The following is a 24,503-nucleotide window of genomic DNA, read 5'->3' on the forward strand; positions in this document are numbered from 1 at the left end:
GACCGACCTGATTTCAAATGGCGTGCATTGTTTCAGCACCGGACGCTTTTGCATACCGGTTATGGCCGGGTGGTCGTCACCGCGGGTGTCGGCTGGGCCGGGGCTACCGGCTGCAGGCCTTTGCGCAACTGATCCAGGGCCTGCTGGTTGGCCTTGCGCACGCCATCGACAAAACCTTGATAGGGCACATCGGTGATGGCTACCAGCCCCAGATGCCCGTTTTCGCCATCGAGCAGACGCCCACTGGCGGGCTGGTCGAGGTACTGGAACCAGTGCACGCCGACGATCGAAGGCTGGGCCAGGGCCGCCTTGACGAAATTGCCATAGGCCGGCCCGCGGTCTTCCTCGCGCGCCACTTCCAGCGGACCCGGCCAGAAGGGGCCGCGATCGCGCGAGCCGAACTGGAATTCGGACACCAGCACTGGCTTGTCCAGCGCATTGAGCTCGGCAAAGTCGTAGCCGTCGTCAGGCTTGAGCGTATAGAAGTTGAAACTGAGCACATCGCAATAGCGCGCGCAGGCCTTCACCGCTTCCGGGGTACTCACGGCAAATCGGCCACCGAGCAGCAGGTGATTGGGGGCATGCCACTTCAAGGAATCGGAGATGGTCTTGAAGTAGGTTTCAGCGAAGACCTGCTGGAAATGCTGCAGGTCACGTTCGATCTCCGGGTGCTCGGGGCTTGGCAGTGGCGCCTCGAAACCCGGGTCTTCCATCAGTTCCCAGGCTTTCAGGTCGATGCCCCAGGCGCGAGACAAGCCATTCTGGTTGCGGTACTTGTCACGCAACTGCTTGAGGAATGCGCGCTTGGCCGGCACGTCGGTGGTCAGGCGCAGGGTGCCATAGGCCAGCGCGTAGCGGGCCTTGGGATCGCTGCCCGGGGCGGCCCAGGCCAGCTCGTTGTCGGCAAAGTAGCCCACCAGCCAGGGGTCGTCGCGGTGGTCCCGGGCGGCGATCGCCACGGCCCGCTCGGTGGCCATGGCAAACCTGGGGTCGAAGGGATCGGGCATGCCACCCCACCAGTCCTGGCCCGTGCTGATGCTGGCGTAGTCGCCGCCGATCAACAGCGGCAGGGTGTAGGACACGCGCTTGGCCTGGTTCAGCGCCGGATCGCTCCAGTTGCCCAAGGTATTGAAGCCCCAGGCCAGCAGTCGGTCGAGGCTCTGCGCCTGCCAGCGTGGCGCGTCGAACGTGGCGGCAGGACACGGGCTGGCCAGCTGGGGCTGGGGCACGGACTGGCAGGGCGTGCCATGCGCGCGCTCCAGGTTGGCGGCATAGAAGTCGAACCAGCGGCCCTGGTTGAAGTTGCGCCCGCGCGAGGCGCCGGTGCCGTCATTGTTGTTGCCCTGGCCGTAGAACGGCGCCAGCGGCTCGCCTTCGGCGGGCAAGGCGGTGAACATCGCCTCGCGCCCCGTCACGTAGGTACGGCCGGCATCGGCGGCCACCGTGTTGACCCCCAGCGAGTAGAAGGGATTGCCGTCGGGCGTTACCAGGTACCAGCGGCCTTCGCGCTTTTCGGTGCGAAAGAATCCCTTGGCCTCGAAGCTCGTAGCGCCGAGCAGACCGCCATAGCCGTCAAGCTGCTGCTTGCCACGTTCGGCGAGCCAACCCTGCAGCTGCTGTTGCTCACGGGCCGCGGCGGCCCTGAGCGGCTCGTCGCCCAGGATTTTTTCTGGCCAGCGCCCACGGGTCGATTGTCCGTAGGCGTCGATAAGCCCGGTATAGGCCGCCTTCTGCGCGTCATCGTCATCCTGCACGCCGACCCGTTCGATGAGCAGGCTCTGGGCGACATTGGGCTGGGGAATCGACAGGCTGACCGAAGCGACCTGCGCCAGGTCCAGCTCACCCACGCTGCTGGTCAGCAACAGACGCTGCCCCTGATGGCTCCAGGGCATCGGCGGGCCGGCGCGCATGCCTTGGCCCAATGGCGAGGTGGCCTTGAGCGGGACCAGCACGGTCTGCGCCGGTCCCGCGGGAAGGTCGATGCGGCTGGTCAGGGTGCGGCCGTCGCTGCCCTGCACCACGACGTCGACGCTCAGCGCCCAGTCCATGCCGCTCTGCAGGCGCAAGGTCAGGGCCTGGGCGCTCGACCAGTCCCACACGCCTTGCTGCGGACTCAGGCGCAAGGTCGGGCGTGGCGCGGGATTGAACACCACCCGGCGCAGCACCTCGCCCTGGGCCGTCTGCTCGGCATTGTATTGCGGCAGGCTGGCGTCCACGGTCGCCACGTTGACCACCGAGGCCGGGCGCACGAAGCTGAACAGCGTCTGCTGCCCGGCGCACAGCGGCGTGCTGAACAACAGGCTGAGTACGGCAGGGGTGAGAACGGAGGGCAAGGTACGGCGAATCATGGGGCTGGTACTCTCCTGCAAGGCCCGTCCCGGGCCAGGGTTGAGTGATGGACAACAGGCCGCGGCCTTGTGCTCCGGCGTCAGGAGATTTCCCGGCGGAACGGCGGCAGCGCGTTGAGGATAGCCTTGCCATAGCGCTGGGTGACCACGCGCCGGTCAAGCAAGGTGATGGTGCCGCGGTCCTGCTCGGTGCGCAGCAGGCGCCCGCAGGCCTGGATCAGCCGCAACGAAGCATCGGGCACGGCAATCTCCATGAACGGATTGCCACCACGGGCCTCGATCCATTCGGCCAGGGCTGCCTCGACCGGGTCATCGGGCACCGCGAAGGGGATCTTGGCGATGACCACGTGCTCGCAATAGGCACCGGGCAGGTCGACACCCTCGGCAAAGCTCGCCAGGCCGAACAGTACGCTGGACTTGCCGTCGTCGACCCGTGCCTTGTGCTTGTTGAGGGTTTCCTGCTTGGACAGGTTGCCCTGGATGAACACCTGCTTGCGCCAGTCGCGGTCAAGGCCGTCGAACACGTCCTGCATCTGCCTGCGCGAGGAGAACAGCACCAGCGAGCCGCGCGAGCCTTCGACCAGTTCGGGCAGGTCGCGGATGATCGCCGCCGTGTGCGCCGTGGCATCGCGCGGGTCGGCGCGCAGGTCGGGCACTCGCAGCACCCCGGCGTCGGTGTGGTGGAAGGGGCTCGGTACCACGGCGGTAACGGCATCGCGCGGCAGCCCGGCGCGCATGCGGAAGCGGTCGAACTTGCCCAGCGCGGTCAGGGTGGCCGAGGTGACCAGGGCGCCGTGGGCGACGTTCCAGAGACTGCGGCGCAGCATCTCGGCGGCGAGGATCGGGCTCGCGTTGACCTCGATGTCGAACAGCGCACCGCTTTCCGCCAGGGTCAGCCAGCGCGCCATTGGCGGGCTGTCTTCCGGGTCTTCGGCGGTGAAGGCGGTCCACAGCTCCCAGTTGCCCTGGGCGCGGGTGACCAAGGTACCGAACAGCGGGTACCACTCCTCGGCCTGGTGGCTGGCGATGCCGATGTTGACCTCGCCATCCATGCCTTCCTTGAGCAGGTCGGCCAGGCGGGTGAACAAGTCGTTGAGCCGCGAGAAGCCTTTCTTCAGCTCGATGCCGACCTCACGGATCTGCTCGGGCACCACGCCGCCTTCGAACCGGTAGCGCGGACGGTCCCGGCCTTCCATGTCCTCGCCCGGTCGGAAATCGGCGACCTGCTCGCACAGGGTGAACATGAACTGCTGCTGGGTGCGGACTTCACGCGCCAGCTCCGGCACCTGCTCGATCAGCCTGCCCAGGTCGCCCGGCAGCGGGTGCTGGGCCAGCAGCTTGGTGAGGTTCTTGGCCGTCTGTTCCAGCCACTCGGAGGTCGAGCGCAGACGCGAATAGTGGGCGAAGTGGCCGATGGCCTTGTCGGGCAGGTGGTGTCCCTCGTCGAACACATAGATGGTGTCGCGCGGATCGGGCAACACGGCGCCGCCCCCCAGCGCGAGGTCGGCCAGGACCATGTCGTGGTTGGTGACGATCACATCGACCTTGCCCATGCCTTCACGCGCCTTGTAGAACACGCACTGCTGGAAGTTGGGGCAATGCCGGCCGGTGCACTGGCTGTGGTCGGTGGTCAGGCGGGCCCAGTCCTGATCCTCGAGCGCCTCGGGCCAGCTGTCGCGGTCGCCGTCCCAACGGTTGCCGGCCAGCTTTTCGATCATGCTGGTGAACAGCTTCTGGCTGCGCTCGTCGACCTCGATGCGAAAACCTTCGTCCTCGAACAGCTGGGCCGTGGCCGACTGCGCCTCGCCCTCCTGCAGCAGCACGTCGAGCTTGGACAGGCACAGGTAGCGGCCGCGGCCCTTGGCCAGGGCAAAGCTGAAGTTCAGCCCGCTGTTGCGCATCAGGTCGGGCAGGTCCTTGAAGACGATCTGCTCCTGCAGGGCCACGGTGGCGGTGGCCACCACCAGGCGCTTGCCCGCGGCCTTGGCGGCGGGAATCGCGGCCAGGCTGTAGGCGACCGTCTTGCCGGTACCGGTACCGGCCTCGACCGCGACCACGGCCGGGTCGCCGGCGCGGCGGCCTTCATCGTCGCAGGCGATGTCGCCCAGCACCTTGGCGACTTCGGCGATCATCAGGCGCTGGCCGTAGCGGGGCTTGAGGCTCTTGGCTTCGAGAAAACGCGTGTAGGCGCCCTGGATGGTGGTCTTGAGTTCGTTACTGATCATGGTCTGCGGGCGCCCGAAGGGCTGGATAAATTTTCAGTGTTTCGCATGGGCCGCTATCATACCCCGCTATTGCCCTTTGCGCCGCATGGAGATCCCGATGACCGCCTTCGCACTGCCCTACACCCTGCATGTTCTGGCCACGTTGGTGTGGGTTGGCGGCATGTTCTTCGCCTGGCTGGTGCTACGTCCTGCGGCGGCTGCAGCCCTGGAGGGGCCTGCCCGGCTGAGGCTCTGGGTAGAAGTGTTTCAGCGTTTTTTCGTGTGGGTCTGGATAGCGATCGGGGTACTGGCGATCAGCGGCGTCGGGATGCTGCACATGCGCTTCTCGGGGTTCGAGACCGCGCCCCGTTACGTGCAGGTGATGATGGGCGGAGCGATCGTGATGGTGGCCGTGTTCCTGCGGATCCAGGCGCTGTTGCTGCCGGAGCTGCGCAGCGCGGTGCACGCCGAGGATTGGACGGGCGCCGCCGGGGTGCTCGGGCGTATCCGACGGCTGGTGGGGGTGAATCTGCTGCTGGGGGTGGGGGTCGTGGTGGTGGCGAGTTCGCGGGTTCTGGTCTGAGGGTCCGCTGGCCGCAGCGCCTCGTCGCGCGACGAAGCGCTCCGGCAACGCTGCTACAGGGGTAGCTGCCTGGGTGCCCGAGGGATCGACAGGATGTGGAAGATCCCGGTCAACAGGATCTGCAGCCGGTCGAACCAGCGATGGCTGCGCCCGCGCAGGCTGCCATTGAAAAACAGCACTTCAAGGACATGCAGGCCCAGCAGGCAGATCCCCGCGGCGTTGATCAGCAGGTGGAGCGGACTGGGCTGCCGAATCAGCAGATTCATCAGCACGACGCCCCAGAACACCACGGTCAAGGCCTTGCCCAGCCCCAGGATGAATTTCATGTCCTTGCTCCTTTGTACCGTTCGCAGGGCGCGCTCCCCTTGCAGAGGAGCGCGCGCGAGCTCAGCGCTCGATCCTGATCTCGGTGCGGCGGTTCATCGACCGGCCTTCGGCGGTGGCGTTGTCGGCCTCGGGCTGGGTTTCACCGGCACCCACGACCGAAACGAAACTGCTGCGCGGCACGCCGCTGCTCACCAGATAGTCGGTGACCGAGTGGGCACGGCGCTCCGAAAGTTTCTGGTTGTAGCTGTCGGAGCCGCGGCTGTCGGTGTGACCCGTGACGCTCAGGCGAGCGCTGGGCGCCTCGTTTTTCAGGCGGGTGGCGATGGTGTTCAGGCGTTCCTTGTCGGCAGCGGTCAGGCGCGCCGAGTCGAACTCGAAGTGCACGTCGCGGATGACGATGACTTCTTCCTTCTCGACCACGACCACCTCTTCGACCACCGGCGCCGGGGCCTCGGGCGGACAGCCGTTGGCATCGACCTGCACCCCGCGCGGGGTGCCCGGGCACTTGTCGCGGCTGTCCGGCACTCCGTCACCGTCCTCGTCGCCGTCGCCATGAGCCCAGCAATAACCGGCCGCCAGCCCGCCGCCCAGCAAGGCGCCCCAGCCTGCCCAGCTGGAGCTCTCGATAGCGCCCAGGGCTGCACCGCTCACGCCCCCTACCGCAGCGCACTTTGGCCAGTCGGTTTTTTGCAAACCTGCGCAACCAGTCAACACACTGGTAAGCAGGACCAGGGGAATCGCCGTGCGTACTATGCTCATCTTGTCGCGCCTCCATAGGGGAATCGGTTGAGACCGATGCAGTGGGAGTAAAGACCGCGCAGTCCGTCTCTGCCAGCAATAAGCCACGCCGCGGGGTCCAGCCCCTATCCTGCGCAGCCCTGGACCGATAGTCTTGGACGACCTGAGCGAGGACTGGCAATGACCGAGGTTTTTTCACCACGTACCCCCCAACAGGCCCTGGCGGCCTTGCTTGACCGCTTCACCCCCCAGCGCCTGCTGCTGGTTGGTGGCCGTTTTCCGGCCCTGGACGCTTTCGCCCAAGCGCATCCGCAAGCGAGCATCACGGTGGCCGGGCCAGGACCACTGCCCGCGGACGTCGCGGCGCAGCGATTCGACCTGGCGCTGCTGGTGGACTGCCTGGAGCACCTGCCCAAGCGCACCGGCCTGGAACTGCTGGGCGGCATTCGCAATCTCAACTCCAGCAGGGTCGCGGTACTGGCCGACCTGCCCGCCTGCGGGTGGGAGGAGACCGACTTTTTCTCCCTGGCCTTGTCGGTCAGCGAGCGATTCCAGCGCGAGCAACAGGTTTTGAGCCTGTTCACCTATGATCTACGGGAATACAAGCAGGTACCGGACTGGCTCAATGCCAAGTTCTGGGCCAATCCACAAAACTTCGGCAAGTACTGGTGGTGATCTGATGAGTATTCCGGTTTGCCCCTGTGGCAGCGGCAATGTGCTGGATGCCTGTTGCGGGCACTATCACGCCGGCACCTCGGCGCCAGATGCGCAGACGTTGATGCGCTCGCGCTACAGCGCCTACGTGCTGGGACGGGTCGATTACCTGGTGGACACCACCTTGCCGACTCAGCGGGCGGGCCTGGACCAGGCGGCCATGGCGTCCTGGAGTGCCCAGAGCACCTGGCTTGGCCTTGACGTCGAGAGCGCCGAGGTGCTGGGCGGCCAGCCCGAGCACGCCTTCGTGACCTTCACCGCGCGCTGGCATGACCTGGAAGGTGATCATCAGCACCGCGAGCGCTCCGCGTTCGTCCAGCATGACGGGCGCTGGTACTTCATCGACCCGACGGTCGAGCTCAAGGCCGGGCGCAATGACCCCTGCCCCTGCGCCAGCGGGCAGAAGTTCAAGAAATGCTGCGCCGGCTACCTGGGTAGCTGACCATGACCAACACGGCCCGCCTGCTTGTCCTCGGCCTGTTGCTGACGCTGCTGTCGGGCTGCATCAGCTGGGGCGGCGAGCCCTGGCGCGAGCCCGAGATGCAGCTGACCAGGGTCGAGACCGTCAAGGCGCGCCTGCACCAGCAGGAATTCATCCTGCACCTGCGCGTCGTCAACCCCAACGATGGCCGGCTGTTCATTCGCAACATCGCCTACTCGATACGGCTCAACGACCTGCTGCTGGTGGATGATGAAACCAGCCTGTGGCGCAGTGTCGGCGGTCATTCGGCGCGTACGTTCAAGATCACCGCGCGGACCAACCTGTGGAAGCAGATCAAGCCGCTGGCCAAGCTGCTCAAGAGCGACGAGCCATTGCAGTATCAGCTGAAGGGCGAGCTCGACACCGGATTAATCTTTCATCGTGAACTGCACTTGTCGCGCAGTGGTGAGATAATTCCCGGCGATCTATTACCGGAGTAACCCGCAATGACCCAGCAACCCCATGTCCATGGCCCAGACTGCGACCACGATCACGATCATGACCACCATCATGACCATGGCCATGTGCACGGCCCGCACTGCAACCACGCGCCTCAGGAGCCTGTGCGCAATGCCCTGAAGGACGTTGGCCGCAACGATCCATGCCCATGCGGCAACGGCAAGAAATACAAGAAGTGCCACGGCGCCTGACCTGATTTGTCCGGGGGCGGCCGATCGCGGCACCAGGCCGCTCCCACAGTAACTGCCGCAGGCTCGAATAAAGCCACCCAGCGTCTTGCATGGCGCTGCCGCCCTCACTAACGTAGCGCCTTTTTACCCCCCTAGCCCCGCCCTGCAGGAGCCTCGTCATGGCCGTGCCCGCCTTTTTCCCCTTCATCTCCCGGATCGGCGCTGCTGCGGCACTGCTTGGCCTGGCCGGTTGCCAGATGGCTGGCATGCAGGACAACCTGCCGCCCACCACCGGCGTGCAGCCGCTCAAGGGGCTGGCGCAGAATGTCTCGGTGCGGCGCAATGCCATGGGCATGCCGCTGATCGAGAGCGGCAATTTCCATGATGCCCTCTTCAGCCTGGGCTACGTGCACGCCGGGGACCGCATCGAGCAGATGGTCGGCATGCGCCTGCTGGCCCAGGGTCGACTGGCCGAGCTGGCCGGGCCCGAGGTGCTCGACGTCGACCGCCTGATGCGCGCCGCCCACCTCAGGCAGAGCGCCGACCAGCTCTACGCCGATGCCTCGCCGCGCCTCAAGCGCTTCTTCGAGGTGTATGCCCGGGGCGTCAACGCCTACCTGTTCCGCTTCCGTGACAAGCTGCCAGGCGAACTGGGGAAAAGCGGCTACCGCCCGGAATACTGGAAGGCCGAGGACTCGGCGCTGATCTTCAGCTTCTATGCCTTCAGCCAGTCGGTGAACCTGCAGGAAGAAATCGCCGCCCTGACCCTCGCGCAGAAGGTCGGCAGCGACAAGCTCGCCTGGCTGTTGCCCGGCGCGCCCGACGAGCCGCTGGCCGAGGGCGAGGTTGAAAAGCTCAAGGGTATCGACCTGGGCCGTCAACTGCCTGGGCTTGCCTCGCTGGCGGCGGCGAGCCAGCAACTGGCCGATCTCGACCTGCTGGGCAGCCCTGGCTCCGCCAACTGGGCGCTTTCACCCTTGCGCAGCCGCAGTAACAAGAGCCTGCTGGCCAGCGACAGCCGTGCGGCCTGGGCACTGAGCCCGGTGCAGATCCACACCGGCAAGTACCAGGTGGCAGGCCTGTCGCTGCCCGGGCTGCCGATCGTGCTCTCGGGCTACAACGGCAAGGTTGCCTGGAGCAGCAGCGCGGTCATGGCCGACAACCAGGACCTGTACCTGGAGCAAGTGCGCGGCCAGGGCAATTCGCTGACATACCTGGCCGACGGCACGTGGCAGGCGACCCGCGCGCGCAACGAAACCTTCCTGGTCCGCGGCCAGCGGGCCCAGCGCGAGGTGTTTCACGACACCCGCCACGGCACCCTGATCGGCCAGCCCGGCAACGCGGGGCTGGGCCTGGCCTTGCATCTGCCGCAGCTCAAGGATGACAAGAGCCTGGATGCCCTGTTCGACCTGACGCGTGCTGGCACGGTGGAGCGCGCCTTCGACGTCACCCGGGAAATCGGCGCGGCGCCGCTGAACTTTGTCTTCGCCGATGCCGCGCACATCGGCTGGCAGGTGGGCGGGCGCTACCCCAACCGCCGCGAGGGCCAGGGCCTGCTGCCCTCCCCCGGCTGGGACGGGCGCTACGACTGGGACGGTTATGCCGACCCGATGCTGCACCCCTACGACCAGGATCCGCCCACCGGCTGGCTCGGCCATGCCAACCAGCGCAGCCTGCCGAAAGGCTATGGCATGCAGTTGTCCAGCAGCTGGTACTACCCCGAGCGCGCCGAGCGCCTGGCCCAGCTGGCGGGCAATGGCCGCCATGACGGCCGCAGCCTGGCCGCCCTGCAAAACGATCAGACCACTGCGCTGGCGGACAAGCTGAAGAAGATGTTCGAGGCGCCTGGCATGGCCCAGCCGCTCAAACAGGCCATCGACAGCCTGCCGCCGGCCCAGCGCGACAAGGCCCGCGAGGCCTACACCCGGTTGATGGCATTCGATGGCCGGCTGAGCCCGGTGTCGGGCGATGCCGCGCTGTACGAGCTGTTCCTCCAGCAAGCCGCCCGAGACACGTTCCTCGATGAACTAGGTCCGGAGTCCGGTCCCGCGTGGCAGGCCTTCGTCAGCAATGCACGATTGTCGTACTCGGCCCAGGCCGACCATCTGCTCGGCCGCGAGGACAGTCCGTTCTGGGATGACCGCGGCACGCCGCAGAAGGAAGACAAGCCGGCCATCCTCGCCCGCAGCCTGGCGGCGGCGATCGATGCCGGTGTCGCGCAACTGGGCGCCGACCGCCGCGCCTGGCAATGGGGCAAGCTGCACCAGTACCGCTGGCCAGCCCCAGCCTTCCACGGTCTTGGCGATGCCATCAGCCGCGCGCCGATGGCCAGCGGCGGTGACTTCAGCACCCTGGCGATGACCCCGTATGCCTGGGGCAGCAGCTTCGACACACGTCTGCCGCCGTCGGCGCGCATGGTGGTGGATTTCGGGCAGATCGAGCCATTGCAGGTGCTGACCAGCAGCGGCCAGTCCGGCAATCCGGCGAGTCCGCACTTTGCTGATGGACTGGATGCGTGGTTCAAGGGCCGGTTCATGAGCCTGCCGTTGCAGCCGCAGAATTTCGCGCGCGCGTATGGCAGTCAGCGGTTGACGCTGGTGCCGGGGCGCTAGCGTAGGCTTGGGCCTTGCAGCGCCGCAGCCTTCATCCAGTCGAACTTCCCTCCGCCGGCCAGGCTCATACGTTTTACTATCCCAGCCGGCATCCGCCTCCATGGACCTCGTCATCGCTCGCCCAGAGGGTCTCTACTGTCCGCCCGGGGATTTCTACATCGACCCGTGGCGGCCGGTGGAGCGTTCAATCATCACCCATGGCCACGCCGACCACGCCCGCACCGGTAACCAGCACTACCTGTGCGCCGCCCCCGGCGAAGGCATCCTGCGCAGCCGCCTTGGCCAGGACATCAACCTGCAGACCTTGCCCTATGGCGAACGCCTGACACACCACGGGGTGACCGTGAGCCTCCATCCTGCCGGACACGTGCTGGGCTCGGCGCAGGTGCGCCTGGAATACCAGGGCGAGGTGTGGGTCGCCTCGGGCGACTACAAGGTCGAGGCCGACGGCACCTGCGCGCCGTTCGAGCCGGTGCGCTGCGATACCTTCATCACCGAATCCACCTTCGGCCTGCCAATCTACCGCTGGCCGTCGCAGGCGTCGGTCTTCGCCGAGATCAACGACTGGTGGCGGGGCAACAGCGCCCAAGGCAAGGCCAGCGTGCTGTACTGCTATTCCTTCGGCAAGGCCCAGCGCATTCTCCATGGCCTGGACGAGAGCATCGGCCCGATCCTGGTGCATGGCGCGGTCGAGCCGCTCAACCGGGTCTACCGCGAGGGCGGGGTCTATTTGCCGCCAACCCTGTACGCCGGCGACATTCCGCGCAACGATCCGATGCTGCGCAATGCCTTGGTCCTGGCGCCGCCGTCGGCCGGAGGCAGTAGCTGGGTGCGCCGCTTCGGCGACTACAGCGATGCGTTCGCCAGCGGCTGGATGCGCCTGCGCGGCACTCGCCGCCGGCGCGGGGTCGACCGGGGTTTCGTGCTGTCGGACCACGCAGACTGGCCGGGCCTGCTGTGGGCCATCGAGCAGACGGGCGCGGAACGGGTCATGGTCACCCATGGATCGGTCAATGTGCTGGTCCGCTACCTGAACGAGCTTGGCCTGGACGCCCGCGGCTTCGTCACCGAATACGGCGACGAGGATGACGCCCCCGCTGCGACGCAGGCCGAGGCATGAAGGCCTTTGCCGAGCTCTACGCAAACCTGGACGCGACCACGTCGAGCAACGCCAAGCTCGCCGCGCTGCAGGCCTATTTCAGCCAGGCGCCAGCGGCCGATGCGGCGTGGGCGGTGTACTTTCTGGCCGGGGGCCGGCCCCGGCAACTGGTGCCGACACGCATGCTGCGCGAGCTCGCCACGGCTATGGCCGGGCTGCCGGACTGGCTGTTCGAGGAAAGCTACCAGTCGGTGGGCGACCTTGCCGAGACCATTTCACTGCTGCTGCCCGAGGCGACTCACACCAGCGACGAAGGACTGGCGCAGTGGGTAGAGCAGCAGCTGCTGCCCTTGCGTGGCCAGCCGCCGGAAGTGATCCAGCAACGGCTGCCCGAACTCTGGTCACAGCTGGACCGCGCAAGCCTGATGCTGTGCCTGAAGCTCATCACCGGCAGTTTTCGTGTCGGGGTATCCAAGCTGCTGGTCACCCGCGCCCTGGCGCAACTGGCCGACCTGGACGCCAAGCGCGTCGCCCAGCGCCTGGTCGGCTACACCGACCTGAGCCACCGGCCCACCGCGGACAGCTATCTCAAGCTGGTCACGGCCGAATCACCCGATGAGCACGCCCAGCGAGGCGGGCAGCCCTATCCGTTCTTTCTCGCCCACGCGCTGCAACAACCCACGGAGCAGTTCGATGCACTGCTCGGGCCCGTCAGCGACTGGCAGGCGGAGTGGAAGTGGGATGGCATCCGCGCCCAGGTGGTCAAGCGCGACGGCCAGCTGTGGGTATGGTCACGGGGCGAGGAGCTGGTGACCGACCGCTTTCCCGAGCTGCACGCCCTGACCGAAACCTTTCCGGACGGCGTCGTGCTGGACGGCGAGATCGTGGTCTGGAAACCCGGGGCAGACCCTGCCGCCGTCGCCGTGCAGCCCTTTGCCCTGTTGCAACAGCGCATCGGCCGCAAGAACCTGGGCAAGAAGCTGCTGGCCGATGCGCCAGTGGTATTGCTCGCCTACGACCTGCTCGAATGGCAGGGCCATGATCTGCGCAGCACGCCCCAGCATGAACGCCGTCGACAGCTGGAGCAGGTGCTCGCGCAGTACCCGCTGGCGCCGCTGCAGCTGTCGCCGGTGCTGCAGGCAAGCGACTGGGACGATCTTGCGCGCCAGCGCGAGGCCTCCCGCAGCCTGGGCGTCGAAGGCCTGATGCTGAAAGCGCGCGACGCCCTTTATGGAGTCGGACGCACCAAGGACATGGGCCTGTGGTGGAAGTGGAAGATCGACCCCTTCAGCGTCGATGCCGTGCTGATCTACGCGCAGCGCGGACACGGCCGCCGGGCGAGCTTGTACAGCGACTACACCTTCGCCGTCTGGGACACCCCGCCCGGCAGCCGCGACCGCACCCTGGTGCCCTTCGCCAAGGCCTACTCCGGGCTTACCGACGCCGAGATGCGCAAGGTCGATGCGATCATCCGCAAGACCACGGTCGAAACCTTCGGCCCGGTGCGCAGCGTCACCCCGACCCTGGTGTTCGAACTAGGCTTTGAAGGCATTGCCCTGTCCAAGCGCCACAAGAGCGGCATTGCCGTGCGCTTCCCGCGGATGCTGCGCTGGCGCCTGGACAAGCCGGTGGACGAAGCTGACGACCTGGCCACCCTGCAGGCCCTGCTCGGCTGATTCCTGCGCGTTTGAGGCTGCGCGATCGTCAAGGTTATGCTTGTATTGTTTCCTTGCCCGTTGCCGCAGAGCGGCCTGCATCGCCGCCCAGGATTGCCATGCACCCCTTGACCCACGCACTGCTCACGCCCGTCCCTGGCATCGCCCGCCAGATCCACAGCTTTCATTTCGGCCCCCAGGGTGGCCGCAAGGTCTACATCCAGGCCTCGCTGCATGCCGACGAACTGCCCGGCATGCTGGTGGCCTGGCACCTCAAGCAGCGCCTGGCCGAGCTCGAGCGCCAGGGCCGCCTGCAAGGCGAAGTGATCCTGGTGCCGATCGCCAACCCGGTGGGCCTTGAACAGGTACTGCTGGATGCCCCGCTGGGGCGTTTCGAGCTGCAGAGCGGCGAAAACTTCAACCGCCACTTCGTCGACCTGAGCGACAGCATCGGCGATCAGATCGAGGCGCGGCTCAACCAGGAGCCGGCCCACAACGTCGCGCTGATCCGCGAGAGCCTGCGCAATGCGCTCGAGGCCCATGCCGCGCACACGCCACTGCAATCGCTGCGCCTGACCCTGCAACGCCTGGCCTGCGATGCCGACCTGATCCTCGACCTGCATTGCGACTACGAGGCTGTCGAGCACCTCTACACCACACCTGAGGCCTGGCCCCGGGTCGAGCCGCTGGCGCGCTACCTGGGCGCCCAGGCCAGTCTGCTGGCCACCGACTCCGGCGGGCAGTCCTTCGACGAGTGCTTCACCCTGGTGTGGTGGCAGCTGCAGCAGCGCTTCGCCAAGCGGTTCCCGATTCCCTTGGGCAGTTTCTCGGTCACTGTCGAGCTGCGCGGCCAGGGCGATGTGAGTCATGAGCTGGCGAGCGGCGACTGCCAGGCGATCCTCGATTACCTGACCCACCAGGGGGTGATCGAAGGGGAAGTCCCGCCCCTGCCCGAATTGCCCCACCCCGCCACTCCGCTGGCGGCGGTGGAGCCGGTGGCGGCGCCGCTTGGCGGCCTGCTGGTGTTTCATGCCCAGCCTGGGCAATACCTGAAGGCGGGCGAGCTGATCGCCGAGATCATCGACCCGCTGAGCGACCAGGTCACCCCGCTGCGCAACAGCCAGGCCGGCCTGATGTACGCGCGCACGGCGCGGCGCATGGCCACGGCGGGCATGGTCGTCGCCCATGTCGCGGGCGAGCAGGTCTGTCGCAGCGGCTACCTGCTGGCGCCCTGAGCCCGCGCCAGCGCGGTAAAACTAAAGCGCACAGCCAGCGGTCTGTGAAGACACATACCTCACGCTCGTGGCCGATTGCATGCCTTCACCCGCTGACCTCGCAGGTTCCTGGTTCGCCACGCGTGGCTGGACGCCGTTTGCTTTCCAGCGCCGGGTATGGGCCGCCGTGGGCCGGGGCGAGTCGGGACTGCTGCACGCCAGTACCGGCTCGGGCAAGACCTACGCGGTGTGGCTGGCCGCCCTCCGCGCCCTCGCCCGGCCGGCATCGCCTGCCACCGGCAAGCGACCGCCGCCGCCTGCGCCGCTGCAGGTGCTGTGGATCACGCCGATGCGCGCGCTTGCCGCCGACACCGCCCGGGCGTTGCAGGCGCCGCTGGACGACCTGCAACTGCCCTGGAGCGTCGGCGTGCGCAGCGGCGACACCGGCAGCGCCGAGCGCGCCCGTCAGGCACGGCGCCTGCCCAGCGCGCTGATCACCACCCCCGAAAGCCTGACCCTGCTGCTGACCCGCGAACAGGCCGTCAGCGACTTCTCAAGCCTGCGCATGGTGGTGGTGGACGAATGGCACGAACTGCTCGGCAACAAGCGTGGCGTGCAGCTGCAGCTGGCCCTGGCACGCTTGCGCCGCTGGCACCCAGGCCTGGTGGTCTGGGGCCTCTCGGCTACCCTGGGCAACCTGCCCCACGCCCTCGAGGTGCTGTTGCCCGCGGGCGGCGAACTGGTCGAAGGGCGCCAAGACAAGCGCATCGTGGTCGACACGTTGCTGCCGGCCGAGATCGAGCGCTTTCCCTGGGCGGGCCACATGGGCCTGAAGATGCTCGACCAGGTCCGCGACCAGATCGACGCCAGCCAGAGCTGCCTGGTGTTCACCAACACCCGTGCCCAGGCCGAACTGTGGTATCAGGCGCTGCTTGATTCCCGTCCCGACTGGGCCGGGCTGATTGCCCTGCACCACGCCTCGCTGGCGCGCCATACCCGCGACTGGGTCGAGCGCAGCCTGAAGGAAGGCGCCTTGAAGGCGGTGATCTGCACCTCCAGCCTCGACCTTGGCGTCGACTTCCTGCCCGTGGAGCGCGTACTGCAGATCGGTTCGGCCAAGGGCATCGCGCGGCTGATGCAGCGCGCCGGCCGCTCGGGCCACGCCCCTGGCCGCCCCTCGCGCATCACCCTGGTGCCCACCCACAGCCTGGAACTGGTCGAGGCAGCGGCAGCCCGCCACGCCCTGGCCGCCGGCCATATCGAGGCGCGCCGCTCGCCCCAGCTCAGCATGGACGTGCTGGTGCAGCACCTGGTCAGCATGGCGCTGGGCGCAGGCTTTCGCCCGCAAGAGCTGCTCACGGAGGTGCGCGCCACCTGGGCGTTTCGTGATTTGCGCGACAGCCAGTGGCAATGGGCGCTGGATTTTGTCTGCCATGGCGGCAGCTCGCTGACCGCCTATCCCGACTACCAGCGCGTCGAAGCGCACCCCGACGGCATCTGGCGAGTGGCCAGCGAGCGCCTGGCGCGCCGGCATCGCATGGGCATCGGCACCATCGTCAGCGATGCCAGCATCCAGCTCAAGTACTGGAGCAAGGGCGGCGGTGGCAAAAGCCTGGGAAGCGTCGAGGAGGCGTTCATCTCACGGCTGCGCCCAGGGGATACCCTGGTCTTCGCCGGCCGTATCCTGGAGCTGGTGCGGGTCGAGAACATGACCGCGTACGTGCGCCGCAGCACCGCCCGCAAGGCCGCGGTGGCGCGCTGGAATGGCGGGCGCATGCCGCTATCGAGCGAGCTGGCCGACGCCCTGGTCGAGCAGCTGGACGCTGCCGCCCACGGCCGCTTCGAGGGCCCGGAGCTGCGGGCCGTGCGTCCTCTGCTGAGCCTGCAGGCCAGCTGGTCGGCGCTGCCTACCCAGGCCAGCCTGCTGGCTGAAACCCTGAGCACGCGCCAAGGCTCGCACCTGTTCCTCTACCCTTTCGCCGGACGCATGGCCAACCTCGGCCTGGCCAACCTGATTGCCTGGCGCGTCAGTCGCCATCAACCGCTAAGCGTATCGATCGCGGTCAACGACTACGGCTTCGAATTGCTCAGCCCCAGCGAGGTTGACTGGGCCAACCACCTCCCGGCGGCCCTCGCGCCAGACAATCTGCTCGAGGACGTGCTGGCCAGCCTGAACGCCGGCGAGATGGCGCTGCGCCGCTTTCGTGAGATCGCGCAGATCTCCGGGCTGGTGTTTGGTGGCTACCCGGCGGCGCAAAAGAGCATGCGCCAGATCCAGGCGTCGAGCGGGCTGTTCTACGAAGTGTTCCGCAAGCACGACGCGGGCAACCTGTTACTAGGCCAGGCGCGCGACGAGGTGCTGCGCGAGGAGCTCGAGATCGAGCGCCTGCAGGCTCAGCTCATCAAGCTGGGCGAGTTGCGGCTTGACCTGCGCGCCCTGCGCAGGCCCGGCCCGCTGGCGTTCGCCCTGCTGGTGGAAGGCATGCGTGAAACCCTGACCACCGAAAAACTGGCCGACCGCATCGCGCGCATGGTGGCCGACCTGGAAAAAGCCGCGACGAGAGGCCTCTGAATGGAAGACTACCTGGCCGTGGAACATTGCGGCGAAACCCTCTGGCTGCTGGGCGACCATGGCATCTACTGGCCCTCGCGCAAGGCGTTGCTGCTGGCTGATGTGCATATCGGCAAGGCAGCCAGCTACCGTGCCTTGCACCAGCCAGTGCCACGCGGCACCACCGAAGCGACGTTGACGCGGCTGGACGCGCTGCTGGCGGCGTACCCCAGCGAGCAGCTGATCGTGCTGGGGGATTTTCTTCACGCCCGCACTGCCCGAGCGCCAGCGACCCTGGCACGCCTGCAGGCCTGGCGCGAACGCCACGCAGGGGTGAACATCGTGCTGATTCGCGGCAACCATGACCGCCACGCAGGCGATCCGCCTGCGAGCCTGGGTATCGAGGTGGTGGAGGAGCCATGGATGATGGGCCCGTTTGCCCTGCGGCACGAGCCCGAGCCTCACCCGACGCACCCGGTGCTGGCCGGGCACGTTCACCCGGTCCACATACTGCGGGGACGAGGACGCCAGCGCTTGCGGTTGCCCTGTTACGTACTGGACAAGCAGGTCAGCCTGCTACCGGCCTTTGGCGAATTCACTGGCGGCTGGAACGTCGACCCCGCGCCTGGAACCCGCCTGTACCTGGCGGGCGCCGGCAAGGTCTGGCGCCTGCGCGGGTGATCAGGCCACCGGTGCTGGTGGCGGCTCATCTGGCAGGGTTGGTTCGCCAGGCTCCATCGGCGGGGTATCGCCGGGTTGCGCGGGCTGCGGGGTATCCGGATCCGGCTGACCGGGCACACCCCCTGCGTGCAGCGACACCTGCGGGTGCGCCAGAAGCGTCCACGCCAGCATCCCGATGTGGTTGGGCTGCAGCACGGCGAGCTTGGCGCTGATGACGGGATCGAGTTTCATAGGCGGCTCCTGGGCGTTGAATGGCCCGCGTCATGCGGACCGTCATACACCCTGTTGGAGTGCCAATGGCACAACTAATTCCCGCGCTTCGTCGACTCAGGTGCGCGGCAGGGTAACGCCACGCTGTCCCTGGTACTTGCCGCCACGGTCCTTGTAGGACACTTCGCACTCTTCATCGGACTCGAGGAACAGCATCTGGGCCACGCCTTCATTGGCGTAGATCTTCGCCGGCAGCGTGGTGGTATTGGAGAATTCCAGGGTCACGTGGCCTTCCCACTCAGGCTCCAGCGGCGTGACATTGACGATGATCCCGCAGCGGGCATAGGTGCTCTTGCCCAGGCAGATGGTCAGCACATTGCGCGGAATACGGAAGTACTCGACGGTGCGGGCCAGGGCGAAGGAGTTTGGCGGAATGATGCACACGTCGCTCTTGACGTCGACAAAGCTGCCGGCATCGAAGTTCTTCGGGTCGACGGTGGCCGAGTTGATGTTGGTGAACACCTTGAACTCGTCGGCGCAGCGCACATCGTAGCCGTAGCTGGACACGCCGAAGGAAATCACCCGGCTGTCGCTGTCGCCACGCACCTGGCGCTCGACGAACGGTTCGATCATGCCGTGTTCCTGCGCCATGCGGCGAATCCACTTGTCCGATTTGATGCTCATGGCGGGTGTCCTGAATAGCGGGATGAAAAAGAGGGTGCATCTTACCGGGCTCGGCCGCGCCTATAAAGTTCCATCGCCTGGCCTGACCCTCAAATCCACGGCTGGCGCGGCCTGCCGCCCAGCGTGCTGCCGTCAGTCCGATTTCGCGTAAAGCGCTACCTGGCCATTGGCAGGTTCCGGAAAGTGGGTTATGGTGTCGCCACTGTGCTGCACCGTCACCGAGAATGTCTGTCTGATGCAAGATTACGATCGCCCATCTTCGAATTTTCCTGCTCTTTGCACTCAGTCTCGGCCAGGGCGTTTCCTGCGCCGTAGTTAACTCAGTCCAAGGAGACTCAACATGTCCAATCGTCAAAGCGGCACCGTCAAGTGGTTCAACGATGAAAAAGGCTACGGCTTCATCACCCCACAATCCGGTGACGACCTGTTCGTACACTTCAAAGCCATCCAGGCTGACGGCTTCAAGACCCTGAAAGAAGGCCAGGCTGTTACTTTCGTCGCTACCCGCGGCCAGAAAGGCATGCAGGCTGAAGAAGTACAGCTGGGCTGATTTAGCCGCTAGCTGAAAAAACCCGCCAATTGGCGGGTTTTTTTATGCCTGCCCCAAAGGGCGGGCCCCTCAGTCTTCGCTGATGGTAATGCTCGGCATCGCCGGTGCCGCGGCTTCCTGCAGGACGATACGCGCCCCGACCTGGCGCGCCAGCTCCTGGTAGACCATGGCGATCTGGCTCTCGGGCTCGGCGATCGTGGTGGGCTTGCCGCTGTCGGCCTGCTCGCGGATCAGCATCGACAACGGCAACGACGCCAGCAGCTCGACACCGTACTGCGTGGCCAGCTTCTCGCCGCCGCCTTCACCGAACAGGTGCTCGGCATGGCCACAGCTGGAGCAGATGTGCACGGCCATGTTCTCGACCACGCCGAGCACCGGAATGTTGACCTTGCGGAACATCTCCACACCCTTTTTGGCATCCAGCAGGGCCAGGTCCTGCGGCGTGGTGACAATCACCGAGCCTGCCACTGGCACCTTCTGCGCGAGGGTCAGCTGGATATCGCCCGTGCCTGGCGGCATGTCGATGACCAGATAGTCGAGGTCATCCCAGGCGGTCTGGGTCACCAACTGCAGCAACGCCCCCGAGACCATCGGGCCACGCCACACCATCGGCGTGTTGTCGTCGGTCAGAAATGCCATCGACATGACTTCGACGCCGTGAGCCTTGATCGGCACGAACCACTTCTGCTCGCGGATCTGTGGCCGGGTACCCTCGGGGATCCCGAACATCACCCCTTGGCTAGGGCCATAGATGTCGGCATCGAGAATGCCCACCCGGGCGCCCTCGCGGGCCAGCGCCAAGGCAAGGTTGGCCGCGGTGGTCGACTTGCCCACGCCACCCTTGCCCGAGGCCACGGCGATGATGTTCTTGACGTTGGCCAGGCCCGGCACCTGGGCCTGGGCCTTGTGCGCGGCGATCACCGTGGTGATCTCGACACGGGCGCCGGCCACGCCGTCGATGCCTTCGATGGCCGTTTGCAGTACCTGGGCCCAGCCGTTGCTGAACAGTCCTGCGGCATAGCCCAGTTGCAGGCGCACATTGACCTGCCCGCCCTGGATATCGATGGCCTGGACACAACCGGCGCTGACCGGGTCCAGGTTCAGGTAAGGGTCGTTGTACAGGCGAAGCACGGCTTCGACGGCGGCACGCGTGACGGCACTCATGGAGGCTCCCGTTGTGAAGGCTGAGTGGAAAAACAGACGTCTATGCTAACCCGTCAGCCGTCAGCAGATGCGTGCATGGGGTGAAATAAATCGCCTGGGCCTTTATAGTGGCCGATCACCCTTTCATTACCCAAGTAGCCGAAGATAGCCGAGCCAACATGTCCGAGCCCCGTCAGATTCTCGTTACCAGCGCCCTGCCCTATGCCAATGGATCCATCCACCTGGGCCACATGCTCGAGTACATCCAGACTGACATGTGGGTCCGCTTCCAGAAACTGCGCGGCAACCAGTGCATCTATGTCTGCGCCGACGACGCCCACGGCTCGGCCATCATGCTGCGCGCCGAAAAGGAAGGCATCACCCCTGAGCAGCTAATCGCCAATGTTCAGGCCGAGCACACCGGCGACTTCGCCGATTTCCTGGTGGACTTCGACAATTTCCATTCGACCCACTCCGATGAAAACCGTGCGCTGTCCAGCCAGATCTACCTGAAGCTGCGCGACGCCGGCCACATCGCCACCCGTTCGGTGACCCAGTATTTCGACCCGGACAAGAACATGTTCCTGGCGGACCGCTTCATCAAGGGCACCTGCCCCAAGTGCGCGGCGGACGACCAGTACGGCGACAACTGCGAGAAGTGCGGCGCCACCTATGAGCCGACCGAGCTGAAGAATCCCAAGTCGGCGATTTCCGGTGCCACCCCGGTGCTGCGCGATTCCCAGCATTTCTTCTTCAAGCTGCCGGATTTCCAGGCCATGCTGCAGGACTGGACCCGCAGCGGCACGCTGCAGGACGCGGTCGCCAACAAGCTCGCCGAGTGGCTCGATTCGGGCCTGCAGGAGTGGGACATCTCCCGCGATGCCCCGTACTTCGGCTTCGAGATTCCAGACGCGCCAGGCAAATACTTCTACGTGTGGCTGGACGCGCCGATCGGCTACATGGCCAGCTTCAAGAACCTCTGCGACCGTCGCCCGGAACTCGATTTCGACGCATTCTGGAACAAGGACTCCAAGGCCGAGCTGTACCATTTCATCGGCAAGGACATCGTCAACTTCCACGCGCTGTTCTGGCCAGCCATGCTCCAGGGCGCGGGCTTGCGCAAGCCGACCGCGATCAACGTGCACGGCTACCTGACCGTCAACGGCGCCAAGATGTCCAAGTCGCGCGGTACCTTCATCAAGGCCCGCACCTACCTCGACCACCTGCAGCCCGAATACCTGCGCTACTACTATGCAGCCAAGCTGGGCCGCGGCGTCGATGACCTGGACCTGAACCTTGAAGACTTCGTGCAGAAGGTCAACTCCGACCTGGTCGGCAAGGTGGTCAATATCGCCAGCCGCTGCGCGGGCTTCATCCACAAGGGCAATGACGGCGTGATGGTCGAGGGCGACGCAGCCCCGGAGCTGACCGAGGCCTTCCTCGCCGCCGCGCCGTCCATCGCCGACGCCTACGAGGTGCGTGACTTTGCCCGCGCCATGCGCGAGATCATGGGCCTGGCCGATCGCGCCAACGCCTGGATCGCCGACAAGGCGCCATGGTCGCTGGCCAAGCAGGAAGGCAAGCAGGATGAAGTCCAGGCGATCTGCGCCCAGGGCATCAACCTGTTCCGTCAGCTGGTGGTCTTCCTCAAGCCTGTGTTGCCACTGCTGGCCGCCGACGCCGAGGCGTTCCTCAACGTCGCTCCGCTGACCTGGGCCGATCACCAGACTCGCCTCGAGAACCACACGCTGAACCCGTTCAAGGCGCTGATGAGCCGCATCGAGCCTGCCAAGGTCGAGGCGATGGTCGCAGCGAGCAAGGAAGACCTGGCCGCGGCCCAGGGCAGCGTGGCCCCCGCCGGCAATGGCGAGCTGGTCAAGGAGCCCCTGTCGGCCGAAATCGAGTTCGACACCTTTGCTGCGGTCGACCTGCGCGTCGCGCTGATCCTCAAGGCCGAAGCCGTGGAAGGCGCCGACAAGCTGCTGCGCCTGACCCTGGATATCGGTGACGAGCAGCGCAACGTGTTCTCCGGCATCAAGTCTGCCTATCCGGATCCGGCCCAGCTCGAAGGCCGGCTGACCATGATGGTGGCCAACCTCAAGCCGCGCAAGATGCGCTTTGGCGTCTCCGAAGGCATGGTCATGGCCGCAGGACCCGGCGGTGAAGAAATCTACCTGCTGAGCCCGGACAGCGGCGCGAAACCTGGCCAGCGCATCAAGTAAGCCTCCTGCCCCGGCCAGCCAAGGCCGGGGCATTCCTCTCCCCCGCTCCTGACCTGAACCCGATGAACGCTGCCAAACGCCTCGAAATCTTTCGCAGGCTGCATGAAGACAACCCCGAACCCAAGACCGAGCTGGCCTATACCACGCCTTTCGAGCTGCTGATCGCCGTGATTCTTTCGGCCCAGGCCACCGATGTCGGCGTGAACAAGGCCACCGCCAGGCTGTACCCGGTGGCCAATACACCGGAAGCGATCCTTGCCTTGGGCGTCGAGGGCCTGAGCGCCTATATCAAGACCATCGGCCTGTACAACAGCAAGGCGAAGAATGTCATCGAAACCTGTCGCTTGCTGGTCGAGCAGCACGGCAGCGAAGTGCCGCAGACCCGCGAGGCGCTCGAAGCCTTGCCAGGGGTCGGCCGCAAGACCGCCAACGTCGTGCTCAACACCGCGTTTCGCCAGGTCGCCATGGCGGTCGACACGCACATCTTCCGCGTCAGCAACCGCACGGGCATCGCGCCCGGCAAGAACGTGCTGGAGGTGGAGAAGAAGCTGCTGAAGTTTGTCCCCAGGGACTACCTGCTCGATGCCCACCACTGGTTGATCCTGCATGGCAGGTACGTGTGCCAGGCGCGCAAGCCAAGGTGTGGCAGTTGCCGCATCGAGGACCTGTGCGAGTACAAGCACAAAACCAGCGACGATTAAGCTGATAGTGAAGATCCGTCCATCGCGATTGAAAAAATCTTTTTTACCCGCTTCGAGATTCTCGTTATAAGGTCGGCCAACGGCCCTGATGGCCTGGAGTGACTTATGAGCACCGATGAAAAAGAAGACCTGGCGATCGACGAAGACTTCACCAGTACCGATGACGACGAGCCCGAGGCCGAGCCGGCCAAGACCAACCTCGACAAGCGCCGCACCATCGACAACCTGCTCGAAGAGCGGCGCCTGAAGCGGCAGCTGGCCGACTATGACTTTGATCTGTGACGGGTACGCCCGAGTGTCCGGGTGCCCCTGAGAACGAGCGCCGCCACCGCGGCGCCCCACTCATGCGGCACTGCACATCCCCGGACATGCATTTCGCGGCCCTCTTCAAGTGATGCCGTGACGCTGCGCAAGCTCGATCAGGTCCACCAGCGAGCGGGCATTGAGCTTGAGCAGCAGGCGGGTCTTGTAGGTACTCACCGTCTTGTTGCTGAGGAACATGCCTTCAGCGATTTCCTTGTTGGATCTGCCTCGGGCCAGTTGCTGCAGCACCATCATCTCCCGACCAGACAAACGCCCGACCATCTCGGCTTCGCTGCCGCCATGGAGATTGGCGCGCACCTTGTGCAGCGCCTGGTTGGGGAAGTAGCTGTAGCCCGACAATACGGCCTTGATCGCACTGAGCAGTTCGGTCAGGTCCTGCTGCTTGCACACATACCCTGCCGCCCCCGCCTGCATACAGCGCATTGAAAAATGACCGGCTGACTGGGACGTCAGCACCAGCACCCTGGTTTCCGGGTGGGCGGCCACGAGCCTGGCCACGACTTCGAGCCCATCGAGCTTGGGGATGCCGATGTCGAGTATGACGATATCCGGAAGGCTTTCCCGTGCCAGTTGCAGTGCATCCACGCCATTGTCCGTTTCCGCCACGACCTCATAGCCATGCCGCTCCATCAGCATGCGTACGGCCAGACGAATAACCGGGTGATCATCCACGATCAACACTTTATTCATGGGATATCCAAAGTTTTCGGTGTTTTCTAGTTTTGAAGTCGCACGATAGCCTAAGAGGACAGGGTCGAGGACCACGACTTACCCCGCACCTGCAGGGAAGGACATAACCTACGCAATTAACGGAAACTTCCTACAAAGCGCAT

General features: G+C 65.7%; 23 protein-coding genes. 15 read left to right on the plus strand and 8 right to left on the minus strand.

Annotated elements, in window-relative coordinates:
* Window positions 1-59: 59 nt before the first annotated feature.
* The gene (locus VJS90_RS15395; RefSeq protein WP_324122507.1) at window positions 60-2,348 is read right to left on the minus strand and encodes a beta-agarase; all 2,289 of its coding nucleotides are present in this window, start codon (window positions 2,346-2,348) and stop codon (window positions 60-62) included.
* An 80-nt stretch (window positions 2,349-2,428) separates the two neighbouring features.
* On the minus strand, window positions 2,429-4,573 hold the full coding sequence (gene dinG, locus VJS90_RS15400) for an ATP-dependent DNA helicase DinG (protein WP_324122508.1): 2,145 nt from the start codon (window positions 4,571-4,573) through the stop codon (window positions 2,429-2,431).
* Window positions 4,574-4,670: 97 nt separating this feature from the next.
* Here dinG and VJS90_RS15405 point away from each other — a divergent pair, with 97 nt between their 5' ends.
* Window positions 4,671-5,135, plus strand: coding sequence for a CopD family protein (locus VJS90_RS15405; RefSeq protein WP_324122509.1), 465 nt, complete (start codon window positions 4,671-4,673; stop codon window positions 5,133-5,135).
* Between the two features lie 53 nt (window positions 5,136-5,188).
* Here VJS90_RS15405 and VJS90_RS15410 read toward each other — a convergent pair whose 3' ends face one another.
* Window positions 5,189-5,461, minus strand: a complete 273-nt coding sequence (locus tag VJS90_RS15410; protein ID WP_324122510.1) for a DUF1145 domain-containing protein — start codon at window positions 5,459-5,461, stop codon at window positions 5,189-5,191.
* Window positions 5,462-5,522: 61 nt separating this feature from the next.
* Window positions 5,523-6,221 carry an OmpA family protein gene (locus VJS90_RS15415; RefSeq protein WP_324122511.1) on the minus strand — a complete coding sequence of 233 codons (699 nt, stop codon included), beginning with the start codon at window positions 6,219-6,221 and terminating at the stop codon, window positions 5,523-5,525.
* Window positions 6,222-6,380: 159 nt separating this feature from the next.
* On the opposite strand from VJS90_RS15415, the gene VJS90_RS15420 reads away from it, so the two are divergent.
* The 10 genes from VJS90_RS15420 to pdeM all read left to right on the plus strand — a co-directional run bounded on the left by VJS90_RS15420 (window position 6,381) and on the right by pdeM (window position 17,836).
* Window positions 6,381-6,875, plus strand: a complete 495-nt coding sequence (locus VJS90_RS15420) for a DUF6231 family protein (RefSeq protein ID WP_324122512.1) — start codon at window positions 6,381-6,383, stop codon at window positions 6,873-6,875.
* A gap of 4 nt (window positions 6,876-6,879) precedes the next feature.
* Entirely contained in the window at window positions 6,880-7,356 is a 477-nt protein-coding gene (locus VJS90_RS15425) for a YchJ family protein (protein ID WP_324122513.1), read from the plus strand.
* Window positions 7,357-7,358: 2 nt separating this feature from the next.
* A complete protein-coding gene (locus VJS90_RS15430) occupies window positions 7,359-7,835 on the plus strand; it encodes an LEA type 2 family protein (protein WP_324122514.1) in 477 nt (158 codons plus the stop codon).
* Between the two features lie 6 nt (window positions 7,836-7,841).
* A complete protein-coding gene (locus tag VJS90_RS15435) occupies window positions 7,842-8,045 on the plus strand; it encodes an SEC-C metal-binding domain-containing protein (RefSeq protein ID WP_324122515.1) in 204 nt (67 codons plus the stop codon).
* 158 nt (window positions 8,046-8,203) lie between these two features.
* Window positions 8,204-10,636 (plus strand): penicillin acylase family protein, encoded by a 2,433-nt coding sequence (locus tag VJS90_RS15440; protein ID WP_324122516.1) that lies wholly within the window; start codon window positions 8,204-8,206, stop codon window positions 10,634-10,636.
* A 100-nt stretch (window positions 10,637-10,736) separates the two neighbouring features.
* On the plus strand, window positions 10,737-11,756 hold the full coding sequence (locus tag VJS90_RS15445) for a ligase-associated DNA damage response exonuclease (RefSeq protein ID WP_324122517.1): 1,020 nt from the start codon (window positions 10,737-10,739) through the stop codon (window positions 11,754-11,756).
* Window positions 11,753-13,411 (plus strand): ATP-dependent DNA ligase, encoded by a 1,659-nt coding sequence (locus tag VJS90_RS15450; protein ID WP_324122518.1) that lies wholly within the window; start codon window positions 11,753-11,755, stop codon window positions 13,409-13,411. The genes VJS90_RS15445 and VJS90_RS15450 overlap by 4 nt, the downstream gene beginning before the upstream one ends.
* Window positions 13,412-13,509: 98 nt before the next feature.
* Window positions 13,510-14,625 (plus strand): succinylglutamate desuccinylase/aspartoacylase family protein, encoded by a 1,116-nt coding sequence (locus VJS90_RS15455; protein WP_324122519.1) that lies wholly within the window; start codon window positions 13,510-13,512, stop codon window positions 14,623-14,625.
* 79 nt (window positions 14,626-14,704) lie between these two features.
* Window positions 14,705-17,176: a ligase-associated DNA damage response DEXH box helicase gene (locus tag VJS90_RS15460; protein ID WP_324122520.1), complete on the plus strand. Its 2,472-nt coding sequence runs from the start codon at window positions 14,705-14,707 to the stop codon at window positions 17,174-17,176.
* A complete protein-coding gene (gene pdeM / locus VJS90_RS15465) occupies window positions 17,177-17,836 on the plus strand; it encodes a ligase-associated DNA damage response endonuclease PdeM (protein ID WP_324122521.1) in 660 nt (219 codons plus the stop codon). It abuts the gene before it with no gap.
* Here pdeM and VJS90_RS15470 read toward each other — a convergent pair whose 3' ends face one another.
* Window positions 17,837-18,067 (minus strand): hypothetical protein, encoded by a 231-nt coding sequence (locus VJS90_RS15470; protein WP_324122522.1) that lies wholly within the window; start codon window positions 18,065-18,067, stop codon window positions 17,837-17,839.
* A gap of 96 nt (window positions 18,068-18,163) precedes the next feature.
* Complete coding sequence (dcd, locus tag VJS90_RS15475; protein WP_158459780.1) at window positions 18,164-18,730, minus strand: dCTP deaminase; 567 nt, start codon at window positions 18,728-18,730, stop codon at window positions 18,164-18,166.
* Between the two features lie 340 nt (window positions 18,731-19,070).
* Here dcd and VJS90_RS15480 point away from each other — a divergent pair, with 340 nt between their 5' ends.
* On the plus strand, window positions 19,071-19,280 hold the full coding sequence (locus tag VJS90_RS15480; protein WP_324122523.1) for a cold-shock protein: 210 nt from the start codon (window positions 19,071-19,073) through the stop codon (window positions 19,278-19,280).
* A 69-nt stretch (window positions 19,281-19,349) separates the two neighbouring features.
* On the opposite strand, the gene apbC is transcribed toward VJS90_RS15480, so the two are convergent.
* Complete coding sequence (gene apbC / locus VJS90_RS15485; protein ID WP_324122524.1) at window positions 19,350-20,444, minus strand: iron-sulfur cluster carrier protein ApbC; 1,095 nt, start codon at window positions 20,442-20,444, stop codon at window positions 19,350-19,352.
* A gap of 158 nt (window positions 20,445-20,602) precedes the next feature.
* On the opposite strand from apbC, the gene metG reads away from it, so the two are divergent.
* The 3 genes from metG to VJS90_RS15500 all read left to right on the plus strand — a co-directional run bounded on the left by metG (window position 20,603) and on the right by VJS90_RS15500 (window position 23,628).
* Window positions 20,603-22,645: a methionine--tRNA ligase gene (gene metG / locus VJS90_RS15490; protein ID WP_324122525.1), complete on the plus strand. Its 2,043-nt coding sequence runs from the start codon at window positions 20,603-20,605 to the stop codon at window positions 22,643-22,645.
* 62 nt (window positions 22,646-22,707) lie between these two features.
* Complete coding sequence (gene nth, locus VJS90_RS15495) at window positions 22,708-23,346, plus strand: endonuclease III (RefSeq protein ID WP_324122526.1); 639 nt, start codon at window positions 22,708-22,710, stop codon at window positions 23,344-23,346.
* Between the two features lie 105 nt (window positions 23,347-23,451).
* Window positions 23,452-23,628 (plus strand): PA3496 family putative envelope integrity protein, encoded by a 177-nt coding sequence (locus VJS90_RS15500; RefSeq protein WP_324122527.1) that lies wholly within the window; start codon window positions 23,452-23,454, stop codon window positions 23,626-23,628.
* Window positions 23,629-23,733: 105 nt separating this feature from the next.
* Here the strand turns inward: VJS90_RS15500 and VJS90_RS15505 are convergent, their stop codons facing one another.
* Window positions 23,734-24,360, minus strand: coding sequence for a response regulator transcription factor (locus tag VJS90_RS15505; protein ID WP_324122528.1), 627 nt, complete (start codon window positions 24,358-24,360; stop codon window positions 23,734-23,736).
* Window positions 24,361-24,503 lie beyond the last annotated feature (143 nt).

Origin of the sequence: Pseudomonas sp., assembly GCF_035277045.1 — a bacterium.
Taxonomy (GTDB): Bacteria; Pseudomonadota; Gammaproteobacteria; order Pseudomonadales; family Pseudomonadaceae; genus Aquipseudomonas.

What these genes read in the sequence shown, in the direction of transcription:
- VJS90_RS15395 (WP_324122507.1), bottom strand. Translation starts at nt 2,348, where the DNA reads ATGATTCGCCGTACCTTGCCCTCCGTTCTCACCCCTGCCGTACTCAGC.
- dinG (WP_324122508.1), bottom strand. Translation starts at nt 4,573, where the DNA reads ATGATCAGTAACGAACTCAAGACCACCATCCAGGGCGCCTACACGCGT.
- VJS90_RS15405 (WP_324122509.1), top strand. Translation starts at nt 4,671, where the DNA reads ATGACCGCCTTCGCACTGCCCTACACCCTGCATGTTCTGGCCACGTTG.
- VJS90_RS15410 (WP_324122510.1), bottom strand. Translation starts at nt 5,461, where the DNA reads ATGAAATTCATCCTGGGGCTGGGCAAGGCCTTGACCGTGGTGTTCTGG.
- VJS90_RS15415 (WP_324122511.1), bottom strand. Translation starts at nt 6,221, where the DNA reads ATGAGCATAGTACGCACGGCGATTCCCCTGGTCCTGCTTACCAGTGTG.
- VJS90_RS15420 (WP_324122512.1), top strand. Translation starts at nt 6,381, where the DNA reads ATGACCGAGGTTTTTTCACCACGTACCCCCCAACAGGCCCTGGCGGCC.
- VJS90_RS15425 (WP_324122513.1), top strand. Translation starts at nt 6,880, where the DNA reads ATGAGTATTCCGGTTTGCCCCTGTGGCAGCGGCAATGTGCTGGATGCC.
- VJS90_RS15430 (WP_324122514.1), top strand. Translation starts at nt 7,359, where the DNA reads ATGACCAACACGGCCCGCCTGCTTGTCCTCGGCCTGTTGCTGACGCTG.
- VJS90_RS15435 (WP_324122515.1), top strand. Translation starts at nt 7,842, where the DNA reads ATGACCCAGCAACCCCATGTCCATGGCCCAGACTGCGACCACGATCAC.
- VJS90_RS15440 (WP_324122516.1), top strand. Translation starts at nt 8,204, where the DNA reads ATGGCCGTGCCCGCCTTTTTCCCCTTCATCTCCCGGATCGGCGCTGCT.
- VJS90_RS15445 (WP_324122517.1), top strand. Translation starts at nt 10,737, where the DNA reads ATGGACCTCGTCATCGCTCGCCCAGAGGGTCTCTACTGTCCGCCCGGG.
- VJS90_RS15450 (WP_324122518.1), top strand. Translation starts at nt 11,753, where the DNA reads ATGAAGGCCTTTGCCGAGCTCTACGCAAACCTGGACGCGACCACGTCG.
- VJS90_RS15455 (WP_324122519.1), top strand. Translation starts at nt 13,510, where the DNA reads ATGCACCCCTTGACCCACGCACTGCTCACGCCCGTCCCTGGCATCGCC.
- VJS90_RS15460 (WP_324122520.1), top strand. Translation starts at nt 14,705, where the DNA reads ATGCCTTCACCCGCTGACCTCGCAGGTTCCTGGTTCGCCACGCGTGGC.
- pdeM (WP_324122521.1), top strand. Translation starts at nt 17,177, where the DNA reads ATGGAAGACTACCTGGCCGTGGAACATTGCGGCGAAACCCTCTGGCTG.
- VJS90_RS15470 (WP_324122522.1), bottom strand. Translation starts at nt 18,067, where the DNA reads ATGAAACTCGATCCCGTCATCAGCGCCAAGCTCGCCGTGCTGCAGCCC.
- dcd (WP_158459780.1), bottom strand. Translation starts at nt 18,730, where the DNA reads ATGAGCATCAAATCGGACAAGTGGATTCGCCGCATGGCGCAGGAACAC.
- VJS90_RS15480 (WP_324122523.1), top strand. Translation starts at nt 19,071, where the DNA reads ATGTCCAATCGTCAAAGCGGCACCGTCAAGTGGTTCAACGATGAAAAA.
- apbC (WP_324122524.1), bottom strand. Translation starts at nt 20,444, where the DNA reads ATGAGTGCCGTCACGCGTGCCGCCGTCGAAGCCGTGCTTCGCCTGTAC.
- metG (WP_324122525.1), top strand. Translation starts at nt 20,603, where the DNA reads ATGTCCGAGCCCCGTCAGATTCTCGTTACCAGCGCCCTGCCCTATGCC.
- nth (WP_324122526.1), top strand. Translation starts at nt 22,708, where the DNA reads ATGAACGCTGCCAAACGCCTCGAAATCTTTCGCAGGCTGCATGAAGAC.
- VJS90_RS15500 (WP_324122527.1), top strand. Translation starts at nt 23,452, where the DNA reads ATGAGCACCGATGAAAAAGAAGACCTGGCGATCGACGAAGACTTCACC.
- VJS90_RS15505 (WP_324122528.1), bottom strand. Translation starts at nt 24,360, where the DNA reads ATGAATAAAGTGTTGATCGTGGATGATCACCCGGTTATTCGTCTGGCC.